22 protein-coding genes are annotated in these 22,765 nt (G+C 55.1%); 9 read left to right on the forward strand and 13 right to left on the reverse strand.

All coding sequences use genetic code 11. From position 1 onward, the window contains the following. Window positions 1-3 precede the first annotated feature (3 nt). The 3 genes from gutM to gutQ all read left to right on the forward strand — a co-directional run bounded on the left by gutM (window position 4) and on the right by gutQ (window position 2,165). Window positions 4-363, forward strand: a complete 360-nt coding sequence (gutM, locus tag LA337_18080; protein UBI15058.1) for a transcriptional regulator GutM — start codon at window positions 4-6, stop codon at window positions 361-363. A 70-nt stretch (window positions 364-433) separates the two neighbouring features. Further along, complete coding sequence (locus LA337_18085; GenBank protein ID UBI15059.1) at window positions 434-1,207, forward strand: DNA-binding transcriptional repressor; 774 nt, start codon at window positions 434-436, stop codon at window positions 1,205-1,207. Continuing rightward, entirely contained in the window at window positions 1,200-2,165 is a 966-nt protein-coding gene (gene gutQ, locus LA337_18090; protein ID UBI15060.1) for an arabinose-5-phosphate isomerase GutQ, read from the forward strand. Before LA337_18085 ends, gutQ begins: the two co-directional genes overlap by 8 nt. Here the strand turns inward: gutQ and norR are convergent. Beyond that, window positions 2,162-3,682, reverse strand: coding sequence for a nitric oxide reductase transcriptional regulator NorR (gene norR / locus LA337_18095; protein UBI15061.1), 1,521 nt, complete (start codon window positions 3,680-3,682; stop codon window positions 2,162-2,164). The genes gutQ and norR overlap by 4 nt on opposite strands. 190 nt (window positions 3,683-3,872) lie before the next feature. Between norR and norV the strand changes: the two genes are divergently transcribed. Next, a complete protein-coding gene (norV, locus tag LA337_18100; protein UBI15062.1) occupies window positions 3,873-5,312 on the forward strand; it encodes an anaerobic nitric oxide reductase flavorubredoxin in 1,440 nt (479 codons plus the stop codon). Beyond that, window positions 5,309-6,442, forward strand: coding sequence for an NADH:flavorubredoxin reductase NorW (gene norW, locus LA337_18105; protein ID UBI15063.1), 1,134 nt, complete (start codon window positions 5,309-5,311; stop codon window positions 6,440-6,442). Before norV ends, norW begins: the two co-directional genes overlap by 4 nt. Before the next feature lie 138 nt (window positions 6,443-6,580). On the opposite strand, the gene hypF is transcribed toward norW, so the two are convergent. The 3 genes from hypF to LA337_18120 all read right to left on the reverse strand — a co-directional run bounded on the left by hypF (window position 6,581) and on the right by LA337_18120 (window position 10,621). Beyond that, the gene (gene hypF / locus LA337_18110) at window positions 6,581-8,821 is read right to left on the reverse strand and encodes a carbamoyltransferase HypF (protein ID UBI15064.1); all 2,241 of its coding nucleotides are present in this window, start codon (window positions 8,819-8,821) and stop codon (window positions 6,581-6,583) included. A 95-nt stretch (window positions 8,822-8,916) separates the two neighbouring features. Further along, window positions 8,917-9,462 (reverse strand): electron transport protein HydN, encoded by a 546-nt coding sequence (hydN, locus tag LA337_18115; GenBank protein UBI15065.1) that lies wholly within the window; start codon window positions 9,460-9,462, stop codon window positions 8,917-8,919. A gap of 145 nt (window positions 9,463-9,607) precedes the next feature. Beyond that, window positions 9,608-10,621 (reverse strand): LacI family DNA-binding transcriptional regulator, encoded by a 1,014-nt coding sequence (locus LA337_18120; protein ID UBI18508.1) that lies wholly within the window; start codon window positions 10,619-10,621, stop codon window positions 9,608-9,610. A gap of 264 nt (window positions 10,622-10,885) precedes the next feature. Here LA337_18120 and ascF point away from each other — a divergent pair, with 264 nt between their 5' ends. From ascF to LA337_18135, 3 genes are all read left to right on the forward strand, one after another. Further along, window positions 10,886-12,340 carry a PTS cellobiose/arbutin/salicin transporter subunit IIBC gene (gene ascF, locus LA337_18125; protein ID UBI15066.1) on the forward strand — a complete coding sequence of 485 codons (1,455 nt, stop codon included), beginning with the start codon at window positions 10,886-10,888 and terminating at the stop codon, window positions 12,338-12,340. 22 nt (window positions 12,341-12,362) lie between these two features. After that, the gene (locus LA337_18130) at window positions 12,363-13,787 is read left to right on the forward strand and encodes a 6-phospho-beta-glucosidase (GenBank protein UBI15067.1); all 1,425 of its coding nucleotides are present in this window, start codon (window positions 12,363-12,365) and stop codon (window positions 13,785-13,787) included. Window positions 13,788-13,959: 172 nt separating this feature from the next. Further along, window positions 13,960-14,199 (forward strand): type I toxin-antitoxin system SymE family toxin, encoded by a 240-nt coding sequence (locus LA337_18135; GenBank protein ID UBI15068.1) that lies wholly within the window; start codon window positions 13,960-13,962, stop codon window positions 14,197-14,199. 55 nt (window positions 14,200-14,254) lie between these two features. Here the strand turns inward: LA337_18135 and hycI are convergent, their stop codons facing one another. The 9 genes from hycI to hycA form a co-directional block, all read right to left on the reverse strand. Next, on the reverse strand, window positions 14,255-14,725 hold the full coding sequence (gene hycI, locus LA337_18140) for a hydrogenase maturation peptidase HycI (protein UBI15069.1): 471 nt from the start codon (window positions 14,723-14,725) through the stop codon (window positions 14,255-14,257). After that, on the reverse strand, window positions 14,718-15,128 hold the full coding sequence (locus LA337_18145) for a formate hydrogenlyase maturation HycH family protein (protein UBI15070.1): 411 nt from the start codon (window positions 15,126-15,128) through the stop codon (window positions 14,718-14,720). Before LA337_18145 ends, hycI begins: the two co-directional genes overlap by 8 nt. Further along, on the reverse strand, window positions 15,125-15,892 hold the full coding sequence (hycG, locus tag LA337_18150) for a formate hydrogenlyase subunit HycG (protein ID UBI15071.1): 768 nt from the start codon (window positions 15,890-15,892) through the stop codon (window positions 15,125-15,127). The genes LA337_18145 and hycG overlap by 4 nt, the downstream gene beginning before the upstream one ends. Further along, entirely contained in the window at window positions 15,892-16,434 is a 543-nt protein-coding gene (gene hycF / locus LA337_18155) for a formate hydrogenlyase subunit HycF (GenBank protein ID UBI15072.1), read from the reverse strand. Before hycF ends, hycG begins: the two co-directional genes overlap by 1 nt. Window positions 16,435-16,443: 9 nt before the next feature. Further along, on the reverse strand, window positions 16,444-18,153 hold the full coding sequence (hycE, locus tag LA337_18160; protein ID UBI15073.1) for a formate hydrogenlyase subunit HycE: 1,710 nt from the start codon (window positions 18,151-18,153) through the stop codon (window positions 16,444-16,446). 17 nt (window positions 18,154-18,170) lie between these two features. Next, entirely contained in the window at window positions 18,171-19,094 is a 924-nt protein-coding gene (locus LA337_18165; GenBank protein ID UBI15074.1) for a respiratory chain complex I subunit 1 family protein, read from the reverse strand. Window positions 19,095-19,096: 2 nt separating this feature from the next. Continuing rightward, window positions 19,097-20,923, reverse strand: a complete 1,827-nt coding sequence (hycC, locus tag LA337_18170) for a formate hydrogenlyase subunit 3 (protein UBI15075.1) — start codon at window positions 20,921-20,923, stop codon at window positions 19,097-19,099. Continuing rightward, entirely contained in the window at window positions 20,920-21,531 is a 612-nt protein-coding gene (hycB, locus tag LA337_18175) for a formate hydrogenlyase subunit HycB (GenBank protein ID UBI15076.1), read from the reverse strand. Before hycB ends, hycC begins: the two co-directional genes overlap by 4 nt. Window positions 21,532-21,674: 143 nt before the next feature. Continuing rightward, entirely contained in the window at window positions 21,675-22,133 is a 459-nt protein-coding gene (hycA, locus tag LA337_18180; GenBank protein ID UBI15077.1) for a formate hydrogenlyase regulator HycA, read from the reverse strand. Between the two features lie 198 nt (window positions 22,134-22,331). On the opposite strand from hycA, the gene hypA reads away from it, so the two are divergent. Next, on the forward strand, window positions 22,332-22,703 hold the full coding sequence (gene hypA / locus LA337_18185; protein ID UBI15078.1) for a hydrogenase maturation nickel metallochaperone HypA: 372 nt from the start codon (window positions 22,332-22,334) through the stop codon (window positions 22,701-22,703). The last annotated feature ends 62 nt before the right edge of the window (window positions 22,704-22,765 follow it).

The raw sequence follows: 22,765 nt of genomic DNA on the forward strand, positions 1-22,765 counted from the left end.
CATATGGTTTCCGCACTGATTACCGTCGCCGCTATCGCCTGGTGTTTGCAACTGGCGCTTGGCGGCTGGCAAATATCCCGCTTTAACCGGGCGTTTGATAAACTCTGCCAACGGGGTCGGGTTGGCGTCGGTCGTTCCGGCGGACGGTTTAAACCACGCGTGGTGGTCGCCATCGCGCTGGATGAGCGGCAACGGGTTACCGATACGTTGTTTATGAAAGGTCTTACGGTATTCGCCAGACCCGGCAAAATTGCCACAATAATGGGCAAACATCTTGATGATTTACAGCCTGATGTGATCTTTCCCCATGATCCGTTAGCGCAGAATGCACTATCATTGGCGCTTAAACTGAAACATGGGTAATTTCGTTGTGAATGCTAATAGCTTGCGAAATTATCATTTTGCAACCTATTAAGTCAGGGTAATCACGCCTATGAAACCTCGTCAGCGTCAGGCTGCCATACTGGAGCATCTGCAAAAGCAGGGAAAATGCTCGGTTGAAGAACTGGCCCACTACTTTGACACGACCGGCACGACCATTCGCAAAGACCTGGTCATTCTGGAAAATGCCGGAACCGTCATTCGTACCTATGGCGGCGTAGTATTAAATAAAGACGAATCCGACCCGCCAATCGATCATAAAACGCTAATCAATACGCATAAAAAAGAGCAGATTGCCGAAGCCGCCGTCCGTTTTATACACGATGGCGACTCTATTATTCTGGATGCGGGTAGCACCGTATTGCAGATGGTGCCGATGCTCACACGCTTTAGCAACATCACCGTCATGACCAACAGTCTGCACATTGTTAACGCCCTTTCGGAGCTGGACAACGAGCAAACCATCCTGATGCCCGGCGGGACCTTTCGCAAAAAATCTGCGTCATTTCACGGTCAGCTGGCAGAAAACGCCTTTGAGCAGTTCAGCTTTGATAAACTCTTCATGGGAACCGACGGCATTGACCTCAATGCCGGCGTGACCACCTTTAATGAGGTGTTTAGCGTCAGTAAAGCGATGTGTAATGCTGCTCGTGAAGTGATTCTGATGGCTGACTCGTCAAAATTCGGGCGTAAAAGCCCTAATGTTGTGTGCAGTCTGGAAAGCGTCGACAAGCTGATTACCGATGCGGGTATCGACCCTGCGTTTCGTCAGGCGCTGGAAGCAAAAGGGATTGAAGTAATCATAACCGGAGAAACCAATGAGTGATGCACTACTGAACGCGGGCCGTCAGACGTTAATGCTGGAACTACAGGAAGCCAGCCGACTGCCTGAGCGGCTGGGCGATGATTTTGTCCGTGCCGCCAATACTATCATCCACTGCGAAGGCAAAGTGATCGTCTCCGGGATTGGAAAATCCGGCCATATTGGCAAAAAAATCGCAGCGACCCTCGCCAGTACCGGCACGCCCGCCTTTTTTGTGCATCCGGCGGAAGCGCTGCACGGTGACTTAGGGATGATTGAAAGCCGCGATGTCATGCTATTTATCTCCTACTCTGGCGGCGCAAAAGAGCTGGATCTCATCATCCCACGCCTGGAAGACAAATCCGTCGCCCTGCTGGCAATGACCGGAAAACCGACCTCACCGCTGGGTCTGGCCGCCAAAGCCGTGCTGGATATTTCCGTTGAGCGCGAAGCCTGTCCGATGCGTCTGGCACCAACGTCCAGCACCGTGAACACTTTAATGATGGGTGACGCACTGGCAATCGCCGTAATGCAGGCGCGCGGCTTTAACGAGGAAGATTTTGCCCGCTCGCATCCGGCAGGTGCGCTGGGCGCTCGTCTGTTAAATAAAGTGCATCATCTGATGCGCCGTGACGATGCCATTCCGCAGGTGACGCTTACCACCAGCGTCATGGACGCGATGCTGGAACTCAGCCGCACGGGTCTTGGCCTGGTGGCGGTCTGCGACGACGCGTCACTAGTGAAAGGGGTCTTTACCGACGGCGACCTGCGCCGCTGGCTGGTTGGCGGCGGAGCGCTCACCACTCAGGTTAGCGAAGCAATGACCCATAATGGCATTACGCTGCAGGCGCAGAGCCGCGCGATTGATGCCAAAGAGATCCTGATGAAGCGCAAAATCACTGCCGCACCGGTGGTAGATGAAAACGGTAAACTCACCGGTGCTATCAACCTGCAGGATTTCTATCAGGCCGGTATTATCTAATCCTTCAGCCCCAGACGTTTCGCCAGCCGGTGCAGGTTGGCGACGTCTGTTTCCAGCGCTCGCGCACTTGCCGCCCAACTATGGTTATTTTGCGCCAGTGCCCGACGGATCATTTCCCGCTGGAAAGACTCTGTTGCCTCACGCAGGCTGTGATGCTGTGGGATCTCCGCAACAACTTCTGCCGCCTGCGGAGCCGGACCTTCATCCAGCAGGGCAAAATGCTGCGCCTCCAGTACCACTTCATCCCCTGCCCTGGTCGCCCTTGCCAGAACCACCGCCCGGTGAATGGCATGTTCCAGCTCGCGCACGTTTCCAGGCCAGCCATAATTCAGCAGATGGCTACGCGCGCCGGGGCTTAACACTACGCGGGAAAGCCCCAGCCGCAGCCGACATTGCTCGCAAAAATAGCCAGCCAGCAGCACCACATCTTCGCCGCGTTCGCGAAGAGGCGGTACGTAAAGGGGAAAGACGCTCAGACGGTGGAACAGATCCGCACGGAAATTTCCGGCCAGCACCTCTTCGCGTAAATCACGGTTCGTCGCCGCCAGCACCCGCACATCCACGCGCAGACTGCGATCGTCACCCACACGCTGAATATCACCGTACTGCAATACGCGCAGCAGCTTAGCCTGTAGTGCTAACGAGAGTTCGCCAATCTCATCAAGAAACAGCGTCCCATTGTCGGCCATTTCAAACTTACCGCTACGATTGCTGATAGCCCCGGTAAACGCGCCTTTTACGTGCCCAAACAGCTCACTTTCGGCTACGGTTTCCGGCAACGCCGCGCAGTTCAGATACACCAGCGGGTTTACCGCGCGCGGCGAACCTTCATGGATAGCTTTAGCCACCAGCTCCTTCCCGGTCCCCGTTTCGCCGCTAATCAGTACGTTGAGATCGGACCCTGCCACAATCTCAATCTCTTTTTTCAGCTGCATCATATTGGGCGACAGGCCAATCATCTGCGTTTCAGTCACCTGCTCGAAAGCCGTCGATGGGCCTGGCAGCATATTCTGGCTTTCCAGTTGTTCAATCAGCAGCGCATTGCTCAGCGCGCCCGCCGCCAGCGCGGCAATCAGTCTAAGCTCTTCATCGCTGAAAACATCGAACTGATCGGGCTCCATGCCATCCAGGGTTAACGCGCCAATCAGATTTTGACCGGCGAACAGCGGTAAACCAATGCAGGCGTGTACCTTCAGGCTTTCCTGCCCCGGAATCAGCCCATCGTAAGGGTCTGGCAAATCGCTGTCGGCAGGGAAACGAACCACGTCCCCGGCACGGGCAATCGCCTCCAGACGCGGATGCCCCTCCAGGGTAAAGCGTCTGCCGAGAACATCCTGCGCCAGCCCATCGATCGCCAGCGGAATAAACTGTCGGGACTCATAGCGCAGCAATGCCGACGCGTCGCACTCCAGCACCTGGCGTAAGGTGGTTATCAGGCGTTGAAAACGGTCCTGATGTCCAATACCGCTTTGTAATTCAATGGCGATGCCCGCCAGCACGTCTACGGAAAAGCTCATGACTACCTCATTGTCATTTTGACAATTCATATTGTCATATTGACAATAAAATGAATAGTCATTTTGACTACCACCTAATAAGCACCAAACAATAAAACCTTTAAAATCAATAAAATAAAAGTTGGCACACAACCTGCAATAAGCAAAACATCTTTTTTAGAAAAACGCTGAATTAATTACTGAGGTTGCTATGTCTATTCTGGTTAAAAATAACATTCATTGGGTTGGCCAACGTGACTGGGAAGTTCGTGATTTCCACGGGACTGAATACAAAACGCTGCGCGGTAGCAGCTACAACAGCTATCTCATCCGTGAAGAAAAAAATGTCCTGATCGATACAGTAGACCACAAATTTAGCCGTGAATTCGTGCAGAACCTGCGCAGTGAAATTGACCTCGCGGATATCGACTACATCATCATTAACCACGCGGAAGAAGACCATGCCGGGGCGCTGACCGAGCTAATGTCCTGCATCCCGGATACGCCGATTTACTGCACAGCCAACGCCATTGACTCCATCAACGGGCACCACCATCACCCGGAGTGGAATTTCAACGTGGTGAAAACCGGTGATTCACTGGACATTGGTAACGGCAAACAGCTGATCTTCGTTGAAACGCCGATGCTGCACTGGCCTGACAGCATGATGACCTACATGACCGGCGACGCGGTGCTGTTCAGTAACGACGCCTTCGGTCAGCACTACTGCGACGAACGTCTGTTTAACGACGAAGTTGACCAGACCGAACTGTTCGAACAGTGCCAGCGTTACTACGCCAATATCCTGACGCCGTTCAGCCGTCTGGTTACACCGAAAATCACTGAGATCCTCGGCTTCAACCTGCCGGTCGATATGATTGCCACTTCTCACGGCGTGGTATGGCGCGACAACCCAACGCAAATCGTTGAGATGTACCTGAAATGGTCGGCGGATTACCAGGAAGACCGGATCACCATTTTCTACGACACCATGTCCAACAATACCCGCATGATGGCGGACGCCATTGCCCAGGGCATCAACGAAGTTGACCCGAACGTGGCGGTGAAAATCTTTAACGTCGCCCGTAGCGATAAAAACGAAGTTCTGACTAACGTCTTCCGCTCTAAAGGCGTGCTGGTCGGTACTTCGACGATGAACAACGTGATGATGCCGAAAATCGCGGGTCTCGTGGAAGAGATGACCGGCCTGCGTTTTCGCAACAAACGCGCCAGCGCTTTTGGCTCACACGGCTGGAGCGGCGGAGCGGTAGACCGTTTATCCACGCGCCTGCAGGATGCAGGTTTCGAGATGTCGCTGAGCCTCAAAGCCAAATGGCGTCCGGACCTGGATGCGTTGGAACTGTGCCGCCAGCACGGCCGTGAAATTGCTCGTCAGTGGGCGCTTGCTCCACTGCCGGAAACAACCGTGAAAGCAGCATCCAAAGAAGAAGAGTGCGCCTGCGCAGCAGCCGATCTCGGTCCATGCATGCAATGCAGCGTGTGCCAGTGGATTTACGACCCGGCAAAAGGTGAACCGCTGCAGGATGTTGCGCCGGGAACGCCGTGGAGCGACGTGCCTGACAACTTCCTGTGCCCGGAATGTTCATTAGGTAAAGACGTCTTCGACGTACTGGCAACGGAGGCAAAATGAGCCGCGGAATTGTCATTATTGGTTCGGGCTTCGCTGCCCGCCAGTTAGTCAAAAATATCCGTAAGCAGGATGCAAATGTCCCGCTGACCCTGATTGCTGCGGACAGCATGGATGAGTACAACAAGCCCGATCTCAGCCATGTTATCAGTCAGTCGCAGCGTGCAGACGACCTCACCCGCCAGTCGGCGGGAGAGTTTGCCGAACAGTTTAATTTACGCCTGTTCCCGCACACCTGGGTAACCGACATCGACGCTGATGCTCACGTAGTGAAAAGCCAGGATCATCAGTGGCAGTACGACAAGCTGGTACTGGCGACGGGCGCTTCAGCCTTTGTACCGCCCGTTACCGGACGTGAGTTAATGCTCACGTTGAACAGTCAACAAGAGTACCGCGCCTGTGAAACGCAGCTGCGCGACGCACAGCGGGTACTGATTGTCGGCGGCGGCTTGATTGGCAGCGAACTGGCGATGGATTTCTGTCGTGCCGGTAAAGCGGTGACGCTTATCGACAACGCCGCCAGCATTCTGGCTTCGCTGATGCCGCCGGAAGTCAGCAGTCGCTTACAGCATCGTCTGACCGATATGGGTGTACATCTGCTGCTGAAATCGCAGCTTCAGGGGCTGGAGAAAACGGCGTCGGGTATTCGCGCCACGCTCGATCGTAGCCGCAGCGTAGAGGTCGATGCGGTGATCGCCGCAACCGGTCTGCGCCCGGAAACTGCATTGGCACGCCGCGCCGGATTGAACATCAACCGTGGCGTCTGCGTCGACAGCTACCTGCAAACCAGCCATCCGGATATTTACGCACTCGGCGACTGTGCGGAAATTAACGGTCAGGTACTTCCGTTCCTGCAACCGATTCAACTGAGCGCCATGTATCTGGCGAAAAACCTGCTCGGCGGCAATACGCCGTTGAAGCTGCCAGCCATGCTGGTAAAAGTCAAAACGCCGGAACTGCCATTGCATTTGGCCGGGGAAACCCAGCGCCGCGATTTGAACTGGCAAATTGCCGCCGAAACGCAGGGGATGGTCGCCAGAGGGATGAACGACGAAGGTCAGCTTTGCGCGTTCGTCGTCAGTGAAGACCGCATGAAAGAGGCCTTTGCGTTGCTGAAAACGTTGCCCGTGTAAATCGTGATGCCGGATGGCGGCTTTGCTTTATCCGGCTACGCTGCTACTGATTTATTAACCTCACGCACATGGATGTGCGTTGCCATTTGTCGGTATGCCCCGACATGTTTTTCTTGCCCCGCCAGTCCCGGGGCTTTTTTATTTTTGTGCCAACGCTCGCGCCGCGGCAATCACGCCTTGCCCCAACGACAACCCACCGTCGCCCGCCGGTAAACGCTGGGGAAACAGTAAAGTAAAATCATGCAGATAAATAGCCAGACGGGCTGACAATAAACGGTTATGCATCACGCCGCCGCTAAATACTAACGTCTTGATTCCGCGCGCTTCGGCCTGCTCTTGCATCAGAGTAGCAAACCCACGCGCCAGCGCGTCGTGAAACGCCCACGCTCTTTCCGCTGGTTTGGCCTGCCAGTTCAGCCATTGCTGCCAAAAAACCGCTAAGTCCAGTTCATTGCCATCAAGCGGCACCGTAACAGGGTGATCAACATCATCACACTGCGATGCCAGCGCCTCCAGCGCGCAGGCCGCTTCTCCTTCATAACTCAACGAGTCCGGCGCACATTGCAGCGCAGCGGCAACGGCGTCAAACAACCGTCCGCACGATGACGCCAGCGGAGCGTTGATCCCCCGTTCAATAGCGCGCGCCAGCACATTCCAGTTTTGATGCTGCAGCGCAGATGTTTCCGGATAACGCTGCCAGTCAGGAACAAAACGCAGGCACTGCGCGAGCAGGTTACGCCACGGCTGTTTTGCCGCCAGATCGCCGCCCGCCAGCGCTACCGCAGGTAGGCCGCCAAGGTGTTCGCATTCACGATAGTTGACCCGCAAACACTCTCCCCCCCACAGCGCGCCGTTTTCCCCCATGCCGATACCGTCTAACGTCAGAGCAATCACGTCGCCACCGTCGAGCGGCCAGCCGTGCTCGGCAAGACACGCAGCGGCATGCGCATGGTGATGCAGCGCCGTTTCAACTGGCAGCTCCATTTCGCTGGCCCACTGGCTGGAAACATAGCCAGGGTGTGCATCGTGCACAATACGCTGCGGCGTAAAGTCATAAATGCTCTGGATCAGGCGCAGCGCATCACGCCACTGCTGCTGAATGCCGTCATCGCTGAGATCGCCCAAATGCTGGCTGATAACCGCCTGTTCGCCACGCATCAGACAGAAAGTATTTTTCAGATCCGCGCCTAAGCACAGCATCGGCGGCACATCGCGAAATCCTGGCGGCAGTGCTACCGCATCCGGTACGTAACCCCGGGAACGACGCAGCATTTCCCCACTTTCACGCACCACCGAGTCATCCATCCGCTGCACAATTTCGCGGTTATGCAGCAGGAAACCGTCAGCAATGTCGCGTAAATCTTCCAGCGCCTGCGCGTTGGTAATGGCCGGAGGCCTGCCGCTGAGATTGCCGGAGGTCATCACCAGTGGGCAATTCATCTCTTGTAAAAGTAAATGCTGTAACGGATTCGCGGGCAGCATGACGCCAACCTCCGTTAACCCTGGCGCAATTCCTTCGCTCAATGCCGCGACATAGCGCTTCTGTACCAGCACGATCGGCGCGGCAGGGGTAGTCAGCAAACGACGAGCGGGTTCAGGTAGCCCGTCATCACCTGGCAGCATTACCGCCAGAGGTTTTGCCGGACGGCGTTTGCGCAACCTGAGCAACGCTATGGCATCATCATTTCGCGCATCACACACCAGATGAAACCCGCCAATGCCTTTAACGGCCACAATACCGCCTGCTTTCAGCCGCGATACCGCCGCCTGCAGCGCCTCTTCTTTCTCCGCCCGCTCATCCGCGCTGAACCACTCAAGATGAGGGCCGCAGGCCGGACAGGCAACGGGCTGGGCATGGAAGCGACGATCATACGGGTCGCGATACTCTTTATCGCATTGCGCACAGAGTGGGAACGACGCCATCACGGTGAACGGCCGGTCATAGGGCATGGCGCGGATAATCGTAAAACGTGGACCGCAGTGGGTGCAGTTGATAAAGGGGTATCGGTAGCGACGTTCGCCGGGGGTGTTCATTTCAACAAGGCATTCGGGACAGGTCGCGGCGTCAGGAACGATTTGCGTATTCATCGTACCGCCAGCACTTTGACGAATCGAGAAATCGGCAGGCTGCTGCGTCCAGGCGAATGGTTCGCTCTCAACGCTGTCAATACGCGCCAGCGGTGGGCAGTGTTGATGCAACTGTGCAATAAACTCCGCCGGATCTTCCTGTACACGCACAACCACACCGTCACCGTCGTTACACACATCGCCATGCAGTTGTAACCGCTGCGCCAGTTGCCAGACGTAGGGGCGAAATCCGACACCCTGTACCTTACCGCGAATACGCAGTTGTACGCCGGAGTGGTTGTTTATTGTCATTAAGTAGTCCCGCAGTCATCTATCCCCGTAGGCCGGATAAGGCAAAGCCGCCATCCGGCATATGTACTACCGTATTTTACGCGGATTTTCAGATATCAGAACAGCAAAGATGCGGTGGAATCCAGCGCCGCGCGACGGCGTTTTTCCGCGCTCAATTGCTCAAGCTTATTGCGATCCACATAAATCAGCGCGTGAGTCGGGCAGACTTCCATACAGGCAGGGCCGGCCTCACGGTGGTGGCACAGATCGCACTTATTAGCTTCTGCTTTTTCTGCACGGACGTTCAGACCCGCGCCGCTGTTACGCACAACCGGGCGCACAACCACTTCCATTGCGCCATAAGGGCACGCCACAACGCAGGTTTTACACCCAATGCAGCGTTCCTGCATCACGTGGACAAAGCCTTTATCACGGCTGATAGCACCGTTCGGGCAGACGTTAGCGCACGGCGCGTCTTCGCACTGGCGGCACAGCGTCGCCGTGGAGACATTAACGCCTTTGATGACGTGAATGCGGGGTAAAAAAGTTTCAGGGGTCAGCGATGCGCAGTCCTGGTTATCCTGATGGGATACCACGCAGGCCACTTCACAGGTACGGCAACCAATGCATTTATTGGCGTCTGCAATGATGAAACGGTTCATCAATTTCTCCAGCAATGACAGAATATCTGCCGAAGCATTCACAAATCGTGCCAGGTTTTAATTGACTGTTATTAAAGGTTTTTTATTCTGGCGAATGCAGGAAAGGCGTGTCATCGTCACTAGTGACGATGACAAATGACAGCCGTCAGCGCAAGACAAGCGGCGCAACAGAGTCGCGTTGGATGAGTTCGCCGGTGAAGGTTTTTGGCGGCGTAAATGCCCCGTCATCCAGCATAAAGATCAGACGTCCAATCGTTTCCTGAATCATTTCCGTCACCGGTATTTTGACGCTGGAAAGCGCCGGAATAGTGTATGGCGCGAGGGCGATATCATCGAAGCCAATCACCGACACCTGCGCAGGAACGCGCACGCCATGCACGTGCAACTGCTTCATCGCGCCGATCGCCATATCGTCATTACTGGCCACCAGCGCGGTGAATTTGACCTTGCGCGAAAGTAAAGTATCCACACCCGCTGCGCCGCAGGCCGGCGTCCATTTCCCGTTAACAATCAGATCATTGTTTAGCGGGATACCATGATGCGCCAGCGCGTCTTTATAGCCTGAAAGTCGCTCCACGCCGGTAGGGGAATCCATTGAGCCGGTAATAAATCCAATCTCTTTATGCCCGGCGGCAATGAGCTGAGTAACGGCGTTGAAGCTGGTTTGCTTTTGATCGCACCACACGCTGTGGCTACTGTTTTTCCGCAAGCATCGATTAAGCACCATAATCGGCTGGCTGTGGGCGTCGATGATATCGTCTATCTCATCCACGCTGAGAAAACGCGGATAGATCATAATCGCGTCACAGCGCAGGTCGAGCAGGTACTGGATTGCCTGACGCTCTTCCTCAGCGCTGTGTTTACCGTCAGCCAGTAACAGCTGGCGTCCTTTATCTTCCGCCATCCGCGCGGTATGAAACAGCAGCTCGCTGAAATAGACGCCGTGATAAAGGGTATTTGTTACCACCAGACCCAGCGTCTGCGTGGTTTTCGCTGCGAGACTGCGCGCCAGCAAGTTTGGGCGGTAACCACTCTCTTCAATGGCCTGAAACACGCGGTCTTTGGTCTCCTGGCTGACATAGCCGTTTCCGGAAAGCACCCGGGAAACGGTCGCTTTCGACACCCCGGCACGCTTCGCCACCTCCAGCATCGTGGTCATATTACTCATCCCTATTCTCTCAATGTGACGCAGTGTACTGCACCGTTTCGCCGCTGTCCTTGCTGCTAAATCGCAGACGCTGACATCTGGTGATCGGAGTCACAATTACAAAAAGTGATCAAAATTAAATCTTGCTCATTATTCATAATTTAAACATGATTTTGTGGAACCGGTTTCCTATCTGTGTTTCATTCACTCAGAAAAGCGACCAACGTAAACGGATAAAACATAACGTACTCTACTGATAAAACAGGATTAAATCCGATGTCCAAGAATTATGCAGCGCTGGCGCGCTCCGTTGTGACGGCTCTGGGAGGCGTCGACAACATCACAGCAGTGACCCACTGCATGACCCGTTTGCGTTTCGTTATCAAAGATGACTCGCAGGTCGACAGCGCGACGCTGAAGACGCTCTCTGGCGTGCTCGGCGTGGTGCGTAACGATAACCAGTGCCAGGTGATTATCGGCAACACCGTTTCGCAGGCGTATCGTGAAGTGGTCAGCCTGTTGCCTGCCAACATGCAACCTGCTGAGCCGCAGACCAAACCCCGACTGACGCTGAAGCGGATTGGCGCGGGGATCCTCGACGCGCTGATCGGCACCATGTCTCCGTTGATCCCGGCAATTATCGGCGGATCAATGCTCAAGCTGCTGGCGATGGTTCTGGAAATGACCGGCGTGCTGGTGAAAGGTTCGTCCACACTCACCATTCTGACCGTTATCGGCGACGGCGCATTTTTCTTCCTGCCGCTGATGGTCGCCGCTTCGGCAGCCATCAAATTCAAAACCAACATGTCGCTGGCTATCGCCATCGCAGGGGTACTGGTGCATCCCAGCTTTATCGACCTGATGGCGAAGGCCGCGCAGGGTGAACACGTTGAGTTCGCCCTGATCCCGGTGACGGCGGTGAAGTATACCTATACGGTGATCCCGGCACTGGTCATGACCTGGTGTCTGTCTTACATCGAACGCTGGGTCGATCGCATCACTCCGGCGGTGACCAAAAACTTCCTGAAACCGATGCTGATCGTACTGATCGCCGCCCCACTCGCCATCGTCATCATTGGCCCGGTAGGCATCTGGATCGGGAGTGCGATTTCCGCGCTGGTGTATACCATTCACGGCTATCTCGGCTGGCTGTCGGTAGCCATTATGGGCGCGCTGTGGCCGCTGCTGGTAATGACCGGTATGCACCGCGTCTTTACGCCAACCATCATTCAGACTATTGCCGAGACCGGAAAAGAAGGCATGGTGATGCCGTCTGAAATCGGCGCCAACTTGTCGTTAGGCGGTTCATCGCTGGCAGTAGCATGGAAAACTAAAAACCCGGAGTTGCGTCAGACGGCGTTAGCGGCAGCTGCCTCAGCCATTATGGCGGGTATTTCCGAACCTGCGCTGTATGGCGTGGCGATCCGCCTGAAACGTCCGCTGATTGCGAGCCTTATCAGCGGCTTTATCTGCGGCGCCGTTGCCGGAATGGCCGGACTGGCAAGCCACTCCATGGCGGCTCCGGGCCTGTTCACCAGCGTACAGTTTTTCGATCCGGCCAATCCGATGACCATCGTCTGGGTATTTGGCGTGATGGCGCTGGCAGTAGTGCTTTCCTTTGTATTAACACTGATTCTCGGCTTTGAAGATATTCCTGTCGAAGATGCAGCCGCGCAGGCCAGAAAAAGTCAGGCCGCACAACCGGGCAATATCAATGGAGCCAGCATTTGACTGGTATCAACTGAGGTTAATTATGTCTGTTTTTCCGCAAGGATTTTTATGGGGCGGCGCACTGGCCGCCAACCAGTCTGAAGGGGCATACCGGGAAGGCGGCAAAGGGCTGACCACCGTCGATATGATCCCTCACGGCGCACACCGGATGCCCGTCAAACTGGGTCAGGAAAAGCGCTTTACGCTTCAGGATGACGAGTTTTATCCCAGCCATCAGGCGATCGACTTTTATCATCGCTATAAAGAAGATATCGCGCTGATGGCGGAAATGGGGTTTACGGTTTTTCGTACTTCCATTGCCTGGAGCCGTCTCTACCCTAACGGCGATGAACTGACGCCGAATGAAGAGGGAATCGCGTTTTACCAGAGCGTGTTTGCCGAGTGTAAAAAATACGGAATTGAGCCGTTGGTCACGCTGTGCCATTTCGATGTGCCAATGCATCTGGTCACCGAGTACGGCTCCTGGCGTAACCGCAAAATGGTGGAGTTCTTTACCCGCTACGCCCGTACCTGCTTCGAGGCGTTCGACGGTCTGGTGAAGTACTGGCTGACCTTCAACGAAATCAACATTATGCTGCACAGTCCCTTTTCTGGCGCCGGGCTGGTATTTGAAGAAGGTGAAAATCAGGATCAGGTTAAATACCAGGCCGCGCACCACGAACTAATAGCCAGCGCCCTGGCGACTAAAATTGCCCATGAAATTAATCCGCAAAACCAGGTCGGTTGTATGCTGGCTGGCGGCAATTTTTATCCTTACTCCTGTAAACCGGAAGATGTATGGACCGCGCTGGAAAAAGACCGCGAAAACCTGTTCTTTATTGATGTGCAGGCGCGCGGGGCTTACCCCGCTTACTCTGCCCGTGTGTTTCGCGAAAAAGGCGTGGTGATAGAAAAAGCCCCGGAAGATGACGACATTCTGAAAAACACCGTCGATTTTGTCTCGTTTAGCTACTACGCATCGCGCTGTGCCTCTGCTGAAATGAACACCGGCAATACCAGCGCCGCCAACGTGGTGAAATCGCTGCGTAATCCATATATTGCCACCAGCGAATGGGGCTGGGGCATCGATCCGCTCGGTCTGCGCATTACCATGAACATGATGTATGACCGCTACCAGAAACCGCTGTTTCTGGTGGAAAACGGGCTGGGGGCGAAAGATGAAATCGATGCTAACGGCGAGATCAATGACGACTATCGCATCAGCTATTTACGCGAGCACATTCGCGCCATGGCAGACGCTATTGAGGATGGCGTGCCGCTGATGGGTTACACCACCTGGGGCTGTATTGATCTGGTTTCTGCCTCAACCGGTGAGATGAGCAAACGCTACGGTTTTGTGTATGTGGACCGCGATGACGCGGGTAACGGCACGCTGACTCGCACCCGCAAGAAATCATTCTGGTGGTACAAAAAAGCCATCGCCAGCAACGGCGCCGATCTGTCGTGACGGGCCTGCCGGAGGGGTCTACAGCCCTCCGGCAGAAGTACGTATTTTCATTTCATTTATTGCATTCAAAATGTGGAATCATCCTTCCAGTTTCAGGTTTGCTCGCGCCCTTTTTTACTGGCATTTTATTCAGTAGTTTTTAATCCTGGCCGTTCACCACAAGGAAACGTGTATGACTGATCAAAATGACAAAATAGCAGTGGCTATCACCAAACCCGTACGTCGTTTGAAAGTCGGCTATGTCAGAAAACGCCATGAAGATCCCAAAACGGGTTTCACGCGACGAATCAGTCGGCACGCTTCACTCACGCTGAACGGTGACTGGCTGGAACAAGCTGGGTTTCCTACCGGTACGGCAGTAAAAGTGTCAGTGATGCAGGGGAAATTAATTATTGAGCAGGCCATTGAGTGACGAGGATACGCAGGGAAACAGGCCGGATGTCGCTCACATCCGGCACTGATACGGTTTACTCTTCCGGCGCTTCCAGCTCGGAGAATCCGCCGTGTCCTTCCCAGCCAGCTAATCGCTGATAGACGGTATCAACCGCATCTTTAATCGGTTGTGTCATCGGGTAGTAAAAACCGACAATATCTGGCTGAATGCCAAGGAAAATTACCTCGCCTACGTCGTCTTTCAGTTGATCGACCAGGTAGTTCAGCGGCATGTTGTGGGTGGTCATCATGAACATCTCAGCAATATCATCAGGATCGATAATACGGATTTCACCGGGGTTTAGCCCCATGTCGGTGGCATCCACGATCAACAGACGCTGCGGGCGCAGTTCACGGATGGCGACGATGTCGTTCTCCGGCGCGCTACCGCCGTCGATGACAACCCATTGACCTTGAGGGTTTGCGGCACACATTTCGGCCAGCAGCGGACCCGCGCCGTCATCGCCCATCATGCTGTTACCTACACATAATAAAACGTCAGTCACGGTGTCTCCTCACCATCAGATAGATAGCGCTTTCCTGGTGGATATCGTGCAGCATGCTGAGCATCAGCTTGCTCCACTCCTGCTGCTGCGGGGTCTGCACGGCACGCGCATCATCGAACGCGCGCGCCAGCATTTGCACATGGTTGAAATCGATGACTATCTCACCATACTTCGGCACGCCTTCCATTTTCCGGCGAGCTTCACTGCCTTCGGCAAGCGTAGCAATCCACGCCAGATATTCATCCCACGGACAGGTTAACGCCGCTTCCAGGCAATCGATGATCCCAAGGTGGTGACCAATCGCCAGGCTGTAATAGACAACCTGCTGCGCCTCAGCGGGCGTTGCATCGTTCTCATCAATAAACTTACGGCTCAGTTGACTGAACACCACCGTTTCACTCATCGGATACGCGCCTCTTCGACAACATGATTAAGATGCGTGACGATCTCGGTCAGACGCGGATCGTTTTCCGCTTCCAGCCAGCGCGCCACCTGATGCTCGCCTTGCCCTAACTGCGTCATATAGTCATCAGCAATCTGGCGGCCATAGCGGTATCCCGCCAGACGGCGTGCTTCGCGGTCCACCTTCACACGCAGCGGCTGAACCATATCCGGATGCAGAATTTCCGCCGGCTGTTCGTCCAGTTCACCCGGCGCTCGCGCGTGAATTTTTTGTTCCAGCAGTCCCAGCGCCATGGCAAAGCCGTACAGCGTTGCCGCAGGCGTCGGCGGGCAACCTGGAATATACACGTCCACCGGTACGATTTTGTCCGTGCCGCCCCATACGCAGTATAAGTCGTGGAAGATACCGCCGCTGTTACCGCAGGCACCGTAAGAGATACAAATTTTCGGATCCGGCGCTGACTGCCAGGCGCGCAACGCCGGAGAGCGCATGGCACGCGTTACCGCGCCGGTAAACAGCAGAATATCCGCATGGCGCGGCGACGGTACCACTTTGATACCAAAACGTTCGGCATCAAACAGCGGAGAAAGCGTGGCGAAAATTTCGATTTCACAGCCGTTGCAGCCGCCGCAGTCCACACGGTAAACGTACGCTGAACGCTTGATGCTTTTAAGCAGCGACGCTTTCATGCTGGCAATGGATTCATCCACCGTCATCGGCACTGGAATACCGTTGGCGTCACGTGGGCCTAATAAATTGCTCATCAGCTGGCCTCTTTCATATGGCGAGTCAGTTCAATACGGTCAGACGGCACCAGACATTTCTGGCGCTTACAATCCGGGCAGGTCTCAAAGCTTTCGCGGTGGTTTTCCGCACGGCTGTCACCGTTGTGCTTCAGCAGCGCAATGGCGTAGTCGATCTCTTTTTGTACCGCAAACGGGCGGTTACATACGCGGCAATTACACAGCGCAAAGCGTGACTGCTGCAGGAAATCCTCTTTCTTCCACACCGCCAGTTCATACTCCTGCGACAGTTTGATTGCCGCCGTCGGACAGACTTCTTCGCAGCGGGCGCAGAAGATACAGCGACCGAGGTTGAACTGCCACGCCAGCTCATGGGTAACCAGATCGGTTTCTACCGTTAGCGCGTTCGACGGGCATGCATTCACACAGGCCGCGCAGCCAATGCACTGCTGCGGATTATGTTCCGGTTTGCCACGGAAGTTTTTATCGACCGCAATCGGCTCCAGCGGATACGACGACGTCGGCGCCCCGGTTTTGATGACTTTTTTGATAAAGGTAAACATGGCGATTCCTTATTTCAGCGGCGAGTTTTTACGCTCGATGCTGTAGCGCTCAAGTTCTTTGTACGGCACGACTTTGCTCTTCTTCTTACGCACATCAACCACGGTCATACGGTCAGTACAGGAGTAGCAAGGGTCGAGGCTACCGATAATCAGCGGGGCATCGGAAACGGTGTTGCCACGCAGCATATAGCGCAGCGTCGGCCAGTTGGCGTACGTCGCCGCACGGCAGCGCCAGCGATACAGTTTCTGGTTGTCGCCGGTCATGCTCCAGTGGATGTCATCTCCGCGCGGCGCTTCAGCAAAGCCCAGTGCGAAGCGGTGAGGAATATAGGTAAAGCCTTCCACCATCAGCGGGCCGCCCGGCAGGTTGTCCAGACCAAAGTCGATCATATTCAGTGCGGTGTAGACTTCATTGATACGGACTTTCAGACGAGAAATAACGTCGCAACCCTGCTCGCTATGAACTTCCATCGGCAGCAGACCATAACCGACAAACGGGTGATCGGCACGGGTGTCACGCGCGTGACCGCTGGCGCGTACCATTGGGCCGACGTTACTGAAGTCACGAGCAATTTCCGGATCCAGACGACCGATACCAACGGTACGTTGTTCCATGTTCGGCGTGCTGAGCAGCATATCGACCAGTTCCTGCACGTCACGGCGCATCTGCTGCGCCAGTTGACGGGTCTGGATCATATCCTCTTTCAACAGGTCGCGACGAATACCGCCGATCAGGTTCAGACCGTAGGTTTTACGTGCCCCGGTGAGGATCTCGGCCATCTTCATCGACGTTTCGCGCACGCGGAAGAACTGCATAAAGCCGGAGTCAAAACCGGTGAAGTGACAGGCCAGGCCGAGGTTCAGCAGGTGCGAGTGCAGACGCTCAACTTCTAGCAGAATGGCGCGGATCATCTGCGCACGCTCTGGCACCACGATGCCCATCGCATTCTCAACGGAGGTGGTATATGCGGTGCTATGCGCAAAACCACAGATACCGCACACGCGATCCGACAGGAACGTGACTTCGTTATAACCCATACGGGTTTCCGCCAGTTTCTCCATGCCGCGGTGAACATAGAACAGACGGTAGTCGGCGTCGATGATGTTCTCGCCGTCAACGAACAGGCGGAAGTGACCGGGTTCATCGGAGGTGACGTGCAGCGGACCAATTGGCACCACGTTGTTTTTCTTGTCGCCCAGTTCGTTGATGAACTCGTAGGTTTCGGCATCGGTGGTCGGGGCCGGGCGCTGACGATAATCCATACTGTCTTTACGCAGTGGGTAGAGTTCGTCCGGCCAGTCATCCGGCAGTACCAGACGACGTTCATCCGGTAAACCTACCGGGATCAAACCGTACATATCGCGCACTTCGCGCTCGCCCCAGACTGCAGCCGGAACGCGCGGCGTGACGGACGGAAACTCCAGCTTATTGGCATCGACCTCAACGCGGACGGTTATCCAGCACTTGGTGCCCTGCTCCATCGACATCACGTAGTAAACGGCATAATGGCCGCACAGCTGGCGTTCGTCGTTACCAAACAGCACGGACAACCAGCCGCCCTGTTTGTAGTACAGGAACTCCACCACTTCCGGCAGGTAGTTCACCTTGACGGTGATCGTCAGCTGATCTTTGGTCTGCCAGGCTTCATCCAGTACGACACCCGGAAAGGCCTGGTGCAGCGCAGCGAGATATTGTTGACCTAATTTTTCTTCAGACATGCTCAAACTCTCTTAAATCACGCCACCAGCAAGGAGACGAACGCTAAAAACGCAAACCCAAAACCGGCCCAGGTCACGCGTGAAGTGGCGCAAAAACGCAGACGCGCCATGCTGTTTTCGAACAGGGCGATAACCAGCACGCCGAGGACCAGCTTGACGACGGCAATCACCAGCGCCAACAGCAGCCCACCGGCGGTGAAGGTTTCCATCTGTCCCCACGGCAGGAACACGCCGACGAACATTTGCAGAACGACCAGTTGCTTGAGGCTAATGCCCCATTTCAGCACCGCAAAACCGCTGCCGCTGTATTCGGTCAATGGACCTTCCTGCAGCTCCTGCTCTGCTTCCGCCAGATCGAACGGCAGTTTGCCCATTTCGATAAAAGTGGCGAAAGCACAGGCGCACAGCGCCAGAATCAGCGGGATGCTGCGCGCAGCAGGCCAGTGATAAATGGTATCGGCGATATTGCTGATATGAGTTGAGCCAGCAACCTGCGCCGCTACCCACAGCCCCAGCAGCAGGATAGGTTCAACCAGTACGCCGAGCATCGCTTCGCGGCTGGCGCCAATAGCGGTAAATGGGCTACCGGTATCCAGACCCGCGATAGAGAAGAAGAAACGGGCGATGGCGAACAGGTAAATCAAGGTGATCAGATCGCCCAGTTGCGGCAGCGGCGAGCCAACGGTCACTACCGGCAACGCGGTGGCGATAGTCAGCATCACGCCCACCATCACGAACGGTGTCAGGCGGAAAACCCAGCTGGAATCCGCAGGCGCAATGCTCTGACGGCCCAGCAGTTTGATAATGTCGCGGTATTCCTGCAAAACGCCCGGACCACGGCGATTGTGCAAACGCGCACGCGCCACGCGGGTAACACCGGAAAGTAGCGGCGCAACGGCAAACAGCACCAGCGCCTGAATTAACGGATATAAAACACTCATTCTCAGGCTCCTCGTGAAACCACAATCACCACCAGCACCGCCAGCTCAATCAATGCCAGACGACGGAACAGCACCGGGGCAGCCGCATTCTGCCAGCCCGGAACCAGTGATACCGGGTTTAGCCATTTACGCAGTTTTAGTACCGGGGCAAAGGCTTCTTTCACCGGCATGGCAAAACCGTGCGCGGTAATGACCATTGACTGCTCATGATCGTAACCACACACCCATGCCGCACCGCGTGAACGCGACGGCAGACGGTTGCCTTTGAAAATTGCCATGATGATGAACGGCAGCAGCGGACATGCGATCAGCAGCAGCGTGATCATTGGCTGAGAAACGGTGGTGTTCGCCGTTTCCAGCGGCAGCGGAACGGCAGAGGAGATCATCGGCAGCAGCCACGGCGCCGCCACGCCGCCAATCACGCAACAGATAGCCAGCGCAACGACGCTCACCCCCATCAGGATTGGCGCGCAGCAGGCGTTTTCAGCTTCCTTCGTGCGCGGTGCGCCAAGGAACGTAACGCCATAGACTTTCGCCATACACATCACCGCCAGCGCGCCGGTAATCGCCAGTCCTACCGCCAGCAACGGTCCTAACAGACGGCCGACAAACGCGCCGCTGTTGCCAAGCTTAAAGAAGGACTGGTAGATAACCCACTCACCGGCAAAACCGTTCAGCGGCGGCAGTGCGGCCATCGCCATCAGGCCAACCAGCATCGCCAGAGAGATAACCGGCATACGTTTACCAATACCACCCAGTTTTTCGATATCACGATGACCGGTACGGAACCAGATGCTACCTGCGCCCAGGAACAGAACGCTTTTGAACAGGCTGTGGTTTACCAGGTGGTACAGACCGCCGGTCAAACCCAGCGCAATCAGCGCCGGTTGATTCAGGGAAATCCCGGTCACGCCAGCACCCAGACCCAGCAGAATAATGCCGATGTTTTCCAGCGTGTGGTACGCCAGCAGACGCTGAATGTTGTGTTCCATCAGCGCATACAGACCGCCGACAAATGCGGTGATCATACCCAGCACCAGCAGCGTAATCCCCCACCACAGCGGCGCGTTACCGCCCAGCAGCGACAGGGAGAGAATACCCAGCAGCCCCACCTTCATGACGACGGTAGAGAACAGCGCCGCAGCCGGTGCGCTGGCGTTGGCGTGCGCCTGTGGCACCCATCCGTGCAGCGGAATAATCCCGGCCAGCAGGCCAAAACCCGCCACGCCCAGCAGCCAGATGTCAGAGCCAAGGGGCAGCTCCTGAGTACGCAGGTCAAGCAGGCGCAACTCCAGGGTGCCGTAACGTTGCCACACCAGGTAACAGGCAATAGCCAGCAGCAGCGTACCGACGCGTCCCAGCGCAAACCACAGTTTGCCCTCTTTACTGCAGCCGGTGAGGAACACGGCGCACAGCGCCATGATTTCCGCCATCACCACCAGCGTTCCGAGGTTGCTGGCCACCACCGCACATACCGCCGCGGCCATCAGCAGATTCACCAGCAGGCCGTTAGCTTTCACCTGCGGATGACGATGCCAGTCAATGTTGTACAGGCTGACAAACAGGCCGCACAGGCCCAGCGTAATCAGCCAGATAGCGTTCAGCGGCGTGACTTGCAGACTGTGGCCGATAAACGGCATCACGCCGCTAATCGCAACGGCGCGGGTCAGTACGAGAAATCCCGCAGCCGCCGTACACAGGCTGCCCACCGCACCGCCAACCCCGGCAATCCAGCCGCTCAGCGGTTTATGAAACGAAAACAGAAATGCCAGAACCGCAGCCGCTGTAAACCAGGCCACGCCGCTGTTAATTAGTGAAATTGCGCTCATTTTGCATCTCCACTCTGAGCCTGCTGAAACAAGGTGAGATCGCCGAAATCGGTATTGAAAGTCAGCTCACGCTTACGTTTGCTGGCGCGGGCGATATCCATGTTGCTCACCAGATGCAGGGCTTTGGTTGGGCACATGCGTACACAGGCCGGACCAAGCTCATCAAAACTGCACAGATCGCATTTCACCGCGATGGCGCGAACGCCCGGAACCCAATCCAGCAGCGAGCTCACGCGGGCAGGCGCTGGCGGAGCCGGAGGCGCTTTTGGTGTATTGGCGTTTGCCGGGATATGCAGCGGACGGCTACCGGAAAACTCAATTGCGCCAAACGGACAGGCAATCCCGCACAGTTTGCAGCTTACGCACAGGCTTTCGTTCAGCTGTACGGCGCCATCAACGCGGTTAATGGCATTAACCGGACACACGGTGGCGCAAGGTGCATCTTCACACTGGTGGCAAAGCTGCGGCGCGGATTCTTTTTCATTTAACATCACTTTCAGGCGCGGCATTGACTGCAGGCCATGCTGGCGATGTGTCTCTGAGCAGGCGGCTTCACAGGTGTGGCAGCCGATACAAAGAGTGGAGTCAGCAATTACAAAACGATTCACCAGGCATTCCTCAGGTGATAGTCATTTTTGACGAAAACATGTCTGGTAAATGTCATTTCGACATTTTTCGACATGCCCATTCCCTAAACTGTCGTGACGCAATATGAAAGCGCATCATGACAAAAGTGGGCAGCACCCGAGGCTTAAGCCGGGCTGTGTCCCTTAACCAGTTGGCTTAAATTCACCGGCATATTGTTCTCAACCGCGGTGTACAGGCTGTCGTAGACGGTGGCGATTTTTTCGAGATAGTGCTCCAGCACCTGCTCGCGATCGCGGTTGCTGATACGCTCATCGACTTTACCGTCGATGGTCAACTCTGCCCGTGCAATCAGTTGTTTATCATCACCATCTTTCGTTTCAACGTAGTATTCGATGGTGTGGCTGTTAAAGCCGTCCGCCAGCGTGACGTAGATAGTGAAGTGTTCAAAAAGGACGAAGCAGAGATCCTTGTCCGGTGCGCAGCTCATTGCATGATGCAAACGCGCTTTTGACAGGGTGATCCCCTGAACCAGCGAGTTACAGTAAATACGCCACTGGTCCTGTAGGCGACGGTGCCGTTCAGCGATGTAATCGGCTTTTTCGCTTATTTCCCAAATAGTCATGTCAGGTTACCCGTTTAGCAGAGATGAACACCCTTAAGCACATTTCATGCCAAAATTAAAATTCTTTATTTTCATATAGATAAAAAACATAAACCCGGTGACGACGTGTCATTTCGTCATCGTCGTCATTGTCACTCGCGGGAAATTTCAACCTGGCATGTTTATTGCTTTTAATATCGCAACTTCACAGGAGGCGGTATGCACGAAATAACCCTCTGCCAACGGGCACTGGAATTGATTGAACAACAGGCCACGCAATACGGTGCTCAGCGAGTAACTGGGGTCTGGCTCAAAATTGGCGCATTTTCTTGCGTAGAAACCAGCGCTCTCGCCTTTTGTTTTGATCTGGTATGCCGCGGGACCCTTGCAGAAGGTTGTAAACTCCACCTCGAAGAACAAGAAGCCGAATGTTGGTGCGAATCTTGTCAGCAATACGTCACCTTACTGACGCAACGCGTGCGCAGATGTCCGCAATGCAACAGCGATATGCTGAGAATTGTGGCCGATGACGGCTTACAGATTCGACGTATTGAAATAGATGAAACTCCAGCGCCGGATGCCGACGCCTAAGCGTCTTGTCCGGCCTACAGGAATGGCCTGAGTTGTTGGCCGGAAAAGACGAAGCCGCCATC

It is taken from the genome of Citrobacter europaeus (assembly GCA_020099315.1).
Taxonomy (GTDB): domain Bacteria; phylum Pseudomonadota; class Gammaproteobacteria; order Enterobacterales; family Enterobacteriaceae; genus Citrobacter; species Citrobacter europaeus.

Excerpts from the sequence above, each read along its gene's own strand:
- gutM (UBI15058.1), top strand. The coding sequence starts at position 4 with ATGGTTTCCGCACTGATTACCGTCGCCGCTATCGCCTGGTGTTTGCAA.
- LA337_18085 (UBI15059.1), top strand. The coding sequence starts at position 434 with ATGAAACCTCGTCAGCGTCAGGCTGCCATACTGGAGCATCTGCAAAAG.
- gutQ (UBI15060.1), top strand. The coding sequence starts at position 1,200 with ATGAGTGATGCACTACTGAACGCGGGCCGTCAGACGTTAATGCTGGAA.
- norR (UBI15061.1), bottom strand. The coding sequence starts at position 3,682 with ATGAGCTTTTCCGTAGACGTGCTGGCGGGCATCGCCATTGAATTACAA.
- norV (UBI15062.1), top strand. The coding sequence starts at position 3,873 with ATGTCTATTCTGGTTAAAAATAACATTCATTGGGTTGGCCAACGTGAC.
- norW (UBI15063.1), top strand. The coding sequence starts at position 5,309 with ATGAGCCGCGGAATTGTCATTATTGGTTCGGGCTTCGCTGCCCGCCAG.
- hypF (UBI15064.1), bottom strand. The coding sequence starts at position 8,821 with ATGACAATAAACAACCACTCCGGCGTACAACTGCGTATTCGCGGTAAG.
- hydN (UBI15065.1), bottom strand. The coding sequence starts at position 9,462 with ATGAACCGTTTCATCATTGCAGACGCCAATAAATGCATTGGTTGCCGT.
- LA337_18120 (UBI18508.1), bottom strand. The coding sequence starts at position 10,621 with ATGACCACGATGCTGGAGGTGGCGAAGCGTGCCGGGGTGTCGAAAGCG.
- ascF (UBI15066.1), top strand. The coding sequence starts at position 10,886 with ATGTCCAAGAATTATGCAGCGCTGGCGCGCTCCGTTGTGACGGCTCTG.
- LA337_18130 (UBI15067.1), top strand. The coding sequence starts at position 12,363 with ATGTCTGTTTTTCCGCAAGGATTTTTATGGGGCGGCGCACTGGCCGCC.
- LA337_18135 (UBI15068.1), top strand. The coding sequence starts at position 13,960 with ATGACTGATCAAAATGACAAAATAGCAGTGGCTATCACCAAACCCGTA.
- LA337_18145 (UBI15070.1), bottom strand. The coding sequence starts at position 15,128 with ATGAGTGAAACGGTGGTGTTCAGTCAACTGAGCCGTAAGTTTATTGAT.
- hycG (UBI15071.1), bottom strand. The coding sequence starts at position 15,892 with ATGAGCAATTTATTAGGCCCACGTGACGCCAACGGTATTCCAGTGCCG.
- hycF (UBI15072.1), bottom strand. The coding sequence starts at position 16,434 with ATGTTTACCTTTATCAAAAAAGTCATCAAAACCGGGGCGCCGACGTCG.
- hycE (UBI15073.1), bottom strand. The coding sequence starts at position 18,153 with ATGTCTGAAGAAAAATTAGGTCAACAATATCTCGCTGCGCTGCACCAG.
- LA337_18165 (UBI15074.1), bottom strand. The coding sequence starts at position 19,094 with ATGAGTGTTTTATATCCGTTAATTCAGGCGCTGGTGCTGTTTGCCGTT.
- hycC (UBI15075.1), bottom strand. The coding sequence starts at position 20,923 with ATGAGCGCAATTTCACTAATTAACAGCGGCGTGGCCTGGTTTACAGCG.
- hycA (UBI15077.1), bottom strand. The coding sequence starts at position 22,133 with ATGACTATTTGGGAAATAAGCGAAAAAGCCGATTACATCGCTGAACGG.
- hypA (UBI15078.1), top strand. The coding sequence starts at position 22,332 with ATGCACGAAATAACCCTCTGCCAACGGGCACTGGAATTGATTGAACAA.